The organism is Cereibacter johrii (assembly GCF_001720585.1).
GTDB lineage: Bacteria > Pseudomonadota > Alphaproteobacteria > Rhodobacterales > Rhodobacteraceae > Cereibacter_A > Cereibacter_A johrii.
This window is the reverse complement of the sequence record NZ_MABH01000095.1, coordinates 1-8,528: the sequence shown is the minus strand read 5'-3', so window position 1 is coordinate 8,528 and position 8,528 is coordinate 1. Positions and strand designations below refer to the sequence as shown.

Below are 8,528 nucleotides of genomic sequence, written 5' to 3'. Positions count from 1 at the left end.
GGCCGCGACGACCGCCGCGTGCCGGCCGGTGCGGTGCTGCGCGGGCTGGATCAGCGCCACGATCCGGCGCGGCTCGAGCCCGGCATGGTAGAGCCGCACGCCCGGAGACGGCCCCACCGACAGCGCCGGCACGATGCAGATGCCGAGCCCGGCGCGCACCATCGAGAGCGCGGTCTCGAAACTCCTGACCCGCGCCGTCATGCGGTTCTGCGGCAGCATGTCCGAGAACCAGCTCTCGATGCGGCGGCTGTGCTGGGTGCCGAAGGCGATCTGGATCGAGGCGCCGAGGATCGCCTGCGCCTCGGGGGCCAGATCCTCGATCCGCGCCACGCCGCCGAGGTCGAGCGACTCGGGCACCGCGAGCACGGTCGGATCGGCCATGATCGGGATCTGGAGAAAGCCGGTGCTCGCCTCGGAGATCGAGTTGGCGGCCAGAAGGCCGATGTCCGCCTGCCGCGAATAGAGCATCTCGAGCACATCCGCGGGCGCGCCTTCCAGCAGGTCGCATTCGGCAGTGCCGTCGAGATCCATGTGCCGCAACGCCTCGGGCAGGATCGTCCGCAGGAGCGACTCCACGCCCGCAAGCCGCAGCGGATGGCGCTGGCCGCTGCCGTAGGCGGCGAGCGTATCCTCCAGATCCTGCATCCCGCGCAACACGGGCTCGGCCTTGCGCAGCATCAGGACGCCCGCCTCGGTCAGGATCATCCGGTTCGACCGGCGCACGAAGAGCGGATAGCCCAGGCTCTGCTCGAGCCCGATGATCTGCTGCGAAAGCGAGGGCTGGGCGATGCCCAGAAGTTTCGCGGCCCCTGTCAGCGACTGCGACTGCGCCACCGCCCAGAAGGCCTTCAGCTTGCGGAAGGTCAGTTCCGGCCCCGCCTGCACCCCGACCCGGAGATCGGAGGAGACAGGCTCCTCGCGCATTGCCTTCTGCATGTCAGCTCCTCCTTCCCCCGGGGTCAGAGTGGCAGCGGCGGGGCGCGGCGTCTGCCCCGACGAAGGGTGGAGGCCGCTCTCGGGAACCTTCCGGCGGCCGGCGCGGGACAGGGACCGATCCCTGCCGGCGAGGCCCCGGCCCACGCCTCTCCCTGCCGCGTCCGGGTCGCGCGGGCCCCGGGCATCGAGGCGCCCCCGCCCGCAAGCGGGGCCTCCGGATCGGGCCTTTCCTCGGCCGCGTCGGGGGCTGCGCCCGGGCATCGACCGCTCCGGGGCGCCCCGTCCGCGGGCGGGGCCTGTGGACTCCGCCTTTCCTCGGCCGCCGGAGGGAAAGGTTCCCGCGCTCAGCCGTCGAGGCGGCGGCGATGCTCCGCCTCCTGCGCCGCCACGTCGGGGGGCAGGGCATCGCCGAAATCCTCCATCTCGTAGAGCGGCCGGATCTCGATGTCGGAGGGGCCGGGCATCGGGTTGGGGCAGCGCTTCACCCAGTCGATCGCCTCCTCGAGATCGCGCACCTCCCAGAGCCAGAAGCCCGCGACCAGCTCCTCGGCCGGGCCGAAGGGTCCGGGCGTGACGTGGCGGGACGCGCCGTCGAATCGCACGCGCGCCCCGTGCGCCGAGGGCTTCAGCCCGTCGCCCGCCTTCAGGACGCCCGCGGCCATCAGCTCGTCGTTGAAGCGGCCCATGGCCTCGAACATCTCCGGTTCGGGCATCAGGCCCGCCTCGCTCTCGCCGGTTGCCTTGACCATGACGATGACGCGCATGGCTCTCTCCTCCCCTGCTGGACGGGAACAGCATCGGGGCAAGGCGGCTTCCGACATAGCCTTTTCTCGCGGCGCATCCGATCTTGGCAAATCGCGGCCGACCGGCGAGAACCGGGGGACAAGAGGATGCCCGAAGGAGACGCCCATGCCCGCCGTGATGATCCAGGGAACGGGCTCGGACGTGGGCAAGTCGCTGCTCGTGGCGGGGCTCTGCCGGGCCGCGCGGCGCCGGGGCCTGTCGGTCGCCCCCTTCAAGCCACAGAACATGTCGAACAACGCGGCCGTCACCGCCGACGGCGGCGAGATCGGGCGGGCGCAGGCCCTGCAGGCGCGCGCCTCCGGGCTCGAGCCGCTGACCGACATGAACCCGGTGCTGCTGAAGCCCGAGAGCGACCACGGCTCGCAGGTGATCGTGCAGGGCCGCCGCGTCGGCACGCTGCGCGCCCGCGACTGGTTCGAGCGCAAGCCCGCGCTGATGGCGCCCGTGCTCGAGAGCTTCGCGCGGCTGACGGCGGCGCACGATCTGGTGATCGTCGAGGGGGCGGGCAGCCCGGCCGAGGTGAACCTGCGCCGGGGCGACATCGCCAACATGGGCTTCGCGCGCGCGGCCGGGGTGCCCGTGGTGCTCGCGGGCGACATCGACCGCGGCGGCGTCATCGCCCAGCTCGTCGGCACGCAAGCGGTGATCGAGCCAGAGGATGCCGCCATGATCGCGGGCTTCCTCGTGAACAAGTTCCGCGGCGACGTGCGGCTCTTCGACGAGGGCTACCGGCTGATCGAGGCCCGCACCGGCTGGCGCGGCTTCGGGGTGGTGCCCTTCTTCCCCGAGGCGGCGCTCCTGCCCGCCGAGGATGCGCTGGATCTGGGCCGCCCCACCGGGCAGGGCGCGCTGACGGTCGCGTGGCTTGCCTTCTCGCGCGTGGCCAATTTCGACGATCTCGACCCGCTGAAGCAGGAGCCGGGGCTGACCGTGCGGATGGTGCGCCCGGGCCAGCCCATCCCGGCCGAGGCCGATCTCGTGATCCTGCCGGGCACGAAATCGACGCGGGGCGATCTGGCCTTCCTGCGGGCGCAGGGCTGGGACGTGGATCTGCGCGCGCATCATCGCCGCGGCGGGCGGGTGCTGGGGATCTGCGGCGGCTACCAGATGCTCGGGCGGAGCGTGGCGGACCCCCAAGGCCTCGAGGGCGCGCCGGGCGTGACCGAGGGGCTGGGCCTTCTCGAGGTCGAGACGGTGATGCATCCCGACAAGCGGCTCACCCGCGTGGCGGGGCGGCACCGGGCCAGCGGGGCCGACCTCACCGGCTACGAGATCCATATCGGCGCGACCCACGGGCCCGACTGCGCCCGCCCCTTCGCCGAGATCGAGGGCCGCCCGGAAGGCGCCACCTCGGCCGACGGGCGCGTGGTGGGCAGCTATCTCCATGGCATGTTCGGCGCCGACGGCTTCCGGCGCGCCTTCCTCGAGAGCCTCGGGGCCGCGACCTCGGATCTCGCCTATGATGCGCGGGTCGAGACGGTGCTCGACGGGCTCGCGGACCATCTCGAGACCCATGTCGATGTGGCGGGGCTGCTGGCGCTCGCCCGCTGAGGCGCCGGCGCGCCTCTGGCGCGAAGCCGCGGACGCCCTATATTCGGCGCATGACCCGGATCGCCGCCACCCTCGCCCTCTGCCTCTTCCTCACGCCGGCCCAGGCGCAGGACGCGCCGGCACCCGACAAGGACGGGGATGTGGGCGAGGGGTTCAGCCTGCTGAACGAGGGGGCGAAGCTGCTTTTCCGCGGGCTGATGGACGAGATGGAGCCCGCCATGCGCGACATGGGCGAGGCGATGGGCGATCTGCAGCCCGCGCTGCGCGACCTGCTGGCGAAGGTGGACGATCTGCGCAACTACGAGGCGCCCGAGCGGCTGCCGAACGGCGACATCCTGATCCGCCGCAAGGCCGATGCGCCGCCCCTGCCCGAAGAGACGCCCGAGCCCGAAGAGACGCCCGCGCCCGACGCGCCCTCCCCGGACGCGCCCGGCATCGAGCTCTGATCAGCCCTTCGCGCGCACCTTCTGCAGAAGCGGCATGACCTCGGACATGTCCGGCCCGTGGGCCTGCCCGGTCAGCGCCTTCCGAAGCGGCATGAAGAGCCCCTTGCCCTTGCGGCCCGTGGCCTCCTTCACCGCGGCGGTGAACTGCGCCCAGCTTTCGGGCCCGTAGGGCGGCGGCGGCAGGAGCGTCATGGCCTGACGGATGAAATCCTCATCCTCGGGGTCGATCTGCGGCTCGGCGCCTTCCGAGAAGAGCGTCCACCAGCCGCCCAGATCCTCGAGCACGCCGATATTGTCCTTGGCCACCCGCCAGAAGGGCTCCGCCAGATCGTCCGGCACGCCCAACGCGGCGATGCGGCCACGGACCGCCTCGAACGGCAGGCCCTGCACATAGTGGCGGGTCAGCGGGAACAGGTCCTCGGCATCGAACTTGGTCGGCGCCGCGCCGAAGGTGCCCACGTCGAAGCCCGCCAGAAGCTCCTCATGCGTGCGGAAGAGCTCGACCGGCTGCGACGAGCCCAGACGCGCCATCAGCGACAGGAGCGCCATGGGCTCCACCCCCCGCGCGCGCAGGTCGCGCAGGCTGAGCGTGCCCAGCCGCTTCGAGAGCGCCTCGCCCTGCGCCCCGGTCAGGAGCGAATGGTGCGCGAAGGAGGGGGGCGTGCCGCCCAGCGCCTGCATGATCTGGATCTGCGTGGCCGTGTTCGTCACATGGTCGCCGCCGCGCACGATGAAGGTCACGCCCATGTCGATGTCATCGACCGACGAGGCGAAGGTATAGAGCACCTGCCCGTCGGCCCGGATCAGCACCGGATCCGAGACCGAGGCCGCATCGATCGAGATCGGGCCGAGGATGCCGTCCGTCCATTCGATCCGCTCCTGATCGAGCAGGAAGCGCCAGTAGCCGCCGCGCTCCGCGCGCAGACGCGCGCGCTCCTCGTCCGAGAGCTTCAGCGCGGCGCGGTCGTAGACCGGCGGCTTGCCCATGTTGAGCAGCTTCTTGCGCTTGAGATCGAGCTCGGTCGGGCTTTCGAAACATTCGTAGAAGCGGCCCGCCCGGCGCAGCTCGTCCGCGGCCTCCGCGTAGCGCTCCAGCCGGTCGGACTGCCGCTCGAGCCGGTCCCAGGTCAGGCCCAGCCACTCGAGATCCTCCATGATCCCGTCGGAATATTCCTGCTTCGACCGCTCGCGGTCGGTATCGTCCAGGCGCAGGATGAAGGTGCCGCCGGACTTGCGGGCGATGGCCCAGTTCATCAGCGCGGTGCGGAGATTGCCCACATGGATGTAGCCAGTGGGCGACGGAGCGAAACGGGTAACGGTGGTCATCGGCGGCTCTCCTGATCCCGCTCCTGTTTCACACGGCGGGGCGATTGTCCAGTTCGGGCCAACGGCCGCAGGCCGCAAGGCAGCCTTGTCCACCGCGGGCAGCTGGTACGGCAGCGCCTGCCCGCGCCCCCCGTTCGTGAGACGCGGAGGGTCCGTTCCCCCCTGCCCCTCCCCGGACGCGCCGGCCCCACCCAACCGGAGAGCGCGCTTCCCCGGCCGCTCCGCACCGCCTATGGTGCGGCCATGACACAGGATCCTGCTCAGGCCACCGCTCCCGATCTCGACCTCATCGAACGGCTCGCCTGCGAGGCGGTCGAGGCCCTGCCCGCCGCCTACCGTGCCCCGGCCGCCGCGGTCCTCCTGCGCGTGGCCGACCTGCCGCCCGACGACATCCTCGACGAGATGGAGATCGACGATCCCTACGAGCTGACCGGCCTCTACGAAGGCGTTCCCCTCCCCGAGAAATCGGTGATGGACCAGCCCGTGCAGCCGGACGCGATCTGGCTCTTCCGGCGGCCGATCCTCGACGAATGGGTGGCTCGGGGCGATGTCACGCTGCGCGAACTGGTGACGCATGTGATGATCCACGAACTCGCCCACCATTTCGGCTGGTCCGACGAGGATATCGCGGCCATCGATCCCTGGTGGGAATAGGGCCCCTCCCGATCACCTTTGCGTCAGAAGCGCTGTCAGCGGCCCCCGCGCCTCTATGATGAGCCATCACCGCGACCAAACCGGAGGATGCCGATGACCATGACGCGCCGAAACGCCCTTCTGGCCGGAGCCGCCCTGCCGCTCGTCCCCGCCCTCGGAGCGGCCCCGGCCCTTGCCGCGGCCGAGAAGCAGGGCGCGGCCACGCCGCCGTTCCGCCGCTACGCTCTCGGCAGCTTCGAGGTCACGCCGCTCCTCGCCGGCACCCGCGTGCAGGAGGGCCCGAAGGAGATCTTCGCGGCCAATGTCCCGCAGGAGGAGTTCGAGGCCGCCGCCCGCGCAGCCTTCCTGCCCACCGACCGGGCGCAGGGCTTCTTCACCCCCACCCTCGTCAACACCCGCTCCGAGCTGATCCTCTTCGACACGGGCCTCGCGCCGGAGGGCATCCTGGCCGCACTCGAGGCCGCGGGCCATGCGCCCGACGCGGTGGATGTCGTGGTCCTCACCCACATGCATGGCGACCATATCGGCGGGCTGATGGAGGGCGAGACGCCCACCTTCGCCAAGGCCCGCTATGTCACGGGCCGGATCGAGAACGACCATTGGTCGGCGCAGGGCAACGAGGGCTACGAGGCCAAGGTGCGCCCGCTCCTCGACAAGATGACCTTCGTGGAAGGCGGCGACGAGGTGGCTCCCGGCATCACGGCCGTCGAGGCCTTCGGCCACACGCCCGGCCACATGGCCTGGCGGCTCGAGAGCGAGGGGCAGGCGCTGATGCTGACGGCCGATGCGGCGAACCATTACGCCTTCTCCCTCGGCCATCCCGACTGGGAGGTGCGCTTCGACATGGACAAGGCCGCGGCCGCCGCCACCCGGCGCGCCCTCTTCGGCCGGATCGCCGAAGAGCGCATCCCCTTCATCGGCTACCACATGCCCTTCCCGGCCATCGGCTTCGTCGAGACGACCGACGAGGGCTTCCGCTTCGTGCCCGAGAGCTACCAGCTGATGCTGAACGGCTGAGGGCCTCGGAGAGAGACGCTGCGGCGCGCGGACCTCCCTGCCCCGCGGCATCCCGCTCTCGGCACGATCCCCACGGCGTTCGGGGCCTCCGCGGCTCCGGGCCGCCGATGGCGCATCGCCAGATGGGAAGACCCGCCTGCGGAGAGCGGCGTCGTATGGCGCTGCCCCGCCGCCCTCGCGGCAGGCCCGACATCCGCTCCGGCTCCGACATCCGCGCGGGCCGCCGAGGGGGTGCCCTCAATCCAGCCGGAAGGTCTTGTCGCGGCTCGTGGCCCCCCGCACCAGCGTGAGGCGGCTCTTGGCCACGCCCAGCGCCTTGGCCAGCGCCTCGGTCACGGCCCGGTTGGCCTTGCCATCCTCCGGCACGCAGGTGACATGCACCCGCACCACGCCCTCCTGCAGCTCGACCTTCGCCCGCGCGGCGCGCGGCGTCACCCGCACCGCGAAGGGCACGCCCGGCCGGGCCAGATCGGCCAGAGTGGATCCCTCGTCCATCGCTTCCCCCTTGCGCGAGCCTTAGCGCGGACGCAGGCTCGGCGCAAACGGAGGACGGCATGGCCACGGGCTTCTTCTGGGACGAGCGGTGCTTCTGGCATCACGGCGGCAATTACGCCCTGACGCTGCCGGTGGGCGGCCTCGTCCAGCCGGGCGCCGGCCTGCCCGAGAGCCCCGAGACCAAGCGACGGCTGAAGAACCTCATCGAGGTCACCGGCCTCGCAGGCGCGCTCCGGATGCAGGGCGCCCCGCCCGCCTCCGAGGAGGAGCTGCGCCGCGTCCATCCCGCCGCCTACCTGACCGCGTTCAAGGCCCTCTCCGACCGCGGCGGCGGCGAGCTCGGCCTGCGCAGCCCCTTCGGCCGCGACGGCTACGAGACGGCGGCCCTCTCGGCGGGCCTCGCCACGGCGGCGCTCCGGGAGGTGCTCGACGGCCGCCTCGCCAATGCCTATGCGCTGAGCCGCCCGCCGGGACACCATTGCCTGCCCGACTGGCCGAACGGCTTCTGCCTCCTCGCCAATATCGCCATCGCGGTCGAAGCGGCCCTGGCCGAGAAGCGGGCGGAGCGGATCGCGGTGGTGGACTGGGACGTGCATCACGGCAACGGAACCGAGGCGATCTTCCTCTCCCGCCCCGAGGTCCTGACCGTCTCGCTGCACCAGGAGCGCAACTATCCGCTCGACACCGGCGGGGCGGAGGTGCGCGGCGAGGGTCCGGGGCACGGGGCGAACCTCAACATCCCGCTGCCGCCCGGCACCGGACACCGCGGCTATCTCGAGGCCATGGATCGGCTCGTGCTGCCCGCGCTTCGCCGTCACAGGCCCGATGCGATCGTGGTGGCCTGCGGCTTCGACGCCTCGGCCCTCGATCCTCTCGGCCGCATGATGGCGTCGGCCGAGACCTTCCGGGAGATGACGCGGAGGATGAAGGAGGCCGCGGCCGACCTCTGCGGAAACAGGCTCGTCCTCGTCCATGAGGGGGGCTATTCCGAGGTTCATGTCCCCTTCTGCGGCCATGCGGTGCTCGAAGAGCTCTCGGGCAGCGGCATCCGCGCCCCCGATCCGCTCGGCGCCACGATCCGCGCGCGCCAGCCCGGCCCCGCCTTCGACCGCTTCCTGAGCGACCATCTCTCCGACCTCGCCGCCCATTTCGGGCTGGGCGGGCCGCGCCCCCCGGGTCCCGTCCCCGCCGCCTCCTGAGCCCATCTCCCGCAGCGCTGGGCATGGCGCCGGCCCCGAACCGTTCCTGCCCCGCCCCCCGGGCATGCAAGGAAGCCCCAATCGGCCTTCCCCGGCCACG

The 8,528-nt window shown here is 71.8% G+C and carries 9 protein-coding genes; 5 read left to right on the top strand and 4 right to left on the bottom strand.

What is annotated here, in order from left to right:
- Positions 1–936, bottom strand: a 936-nt coding sequence (locus A9O63_RS07395; RefSeq protein WP_069331351.1) for a LysR family transcriptional regulator, incomplete at its 3' end; no start/stop codon positions are given.
- Between the two features lie 344 nt (positions 937–1,280).
- Entirely contained in the window at positions 1,281–1,700 is a 420-nt protein-coding gene (locus A9O63_RS07390) for a YciI family protein (protein ID WP_069331350.1), read from the bottom strand.
- Between the two features lie 145 nt (positions 1,701–1,845).
- Here A9O63_RS07390 and A9O63_RS07385 point away from each other — a divergent pair, with 145 nt between their 5' ends.
- Positions 1,846–3,291, top strand: a complete 1,446-nt coding sequence (locus tag A9O63_RS07385) for a cobyric acid synthase (protein ID WP_069331349.1) — start codon at positions 1,846–1,848, stop codon at positions 3,289–3,291.
- Between the two features lie 50 nt (positions 3,292–3,341).
- Positions 3,342–3,737 carry an AAA+ family ATPase gene (locus A9O63_RS07380; protein WP_069331348.1) on the top strand — a complete coding sequence of 132 codons (396 nt, stop codon included), beginning with the start codon at positions 3,342–3,344 and terminating at the stop codon, positions 3,735–3,737.
- Here A9O63_RS07380 and gltX read toward each other — a convergent pair whose 3' ends face one another.
- Positions 3,738–5,063 carry a glutamate--tRNA ligase gene (gene gltX, locus A9O63_RS07375; RefSeq protein WP_069331347.1) on the bottom strand — a complete coding sequence of 442 codons (1,326 nt, stop codon included), beginning with the start codon at positions 5,061–5,063 and terminating at the stop codon, positions 3,738–3,740.
- Between the two features lie 243 nt (positions 5,064–5,306).
- On the opposite strand from gltX, the gene A9O63_RS07370 reads away from it, so the two are divergent.
- Positions 5,307–5,717, top strand: a complete 411-nt coding sequence (locus tag A9O63_RS07370; RefSeq protein ID WP_069331346.1) for a metallopeptidase family protein — start codon at positions 5,307–5,309, stop codon at positions 5,715–5,717.
- A gap of 93 nt (positions 5,718–5,810) precedes the next feature.
- Positions 5,811–6,734 carry an MBL fold metallo-hydrolase gene (locus A9O63_RS07365; protein ID WP_069331345.1) on the top strand — a complete coding sequence of 308 codons (924 nt, stop codon included), beginning with the start codon at positions 5,811–5,813 and terminating at the stop codon, positions 6,732–6,734.
- A gap of 237 nt (positions 6,735–6,971) precedes the next feature.
- Here A9O63_RS07365 and A9O63_RS07360 read toward each other — a convergent pair whose 3' ends face one another.
- Complete coding sequence (locus tag A9O63_RS07360; RefSeq protein WP_069331344.1) at positions 6,972–7,229, bottom strand: DUF167 domain-containing protein; 258 nt, start codon at positions 7,227–7,229, stop codon at positions 6,972–6,974.
- A gap of 59 nt (positions 7,230–7,288) precedes the next feature.
- Here A9O63_RS07360 and A9O63_RS07355 point away from each other — a divergent pair, with 59 nt between their 5' ends.
- Positions 7,289–8,428 (top strand): class II histone deacetylase, encoded by a 1,140-nt coding sequence (locus A9O63_RS07355; protein ID WP_069331343.1) that lies wholly within the window; start codon positions 7,289–7,291, stop codon positions 8,426–8,428.
- Positions 8,429–8,528: the final 100 nt, after the last annotated feature.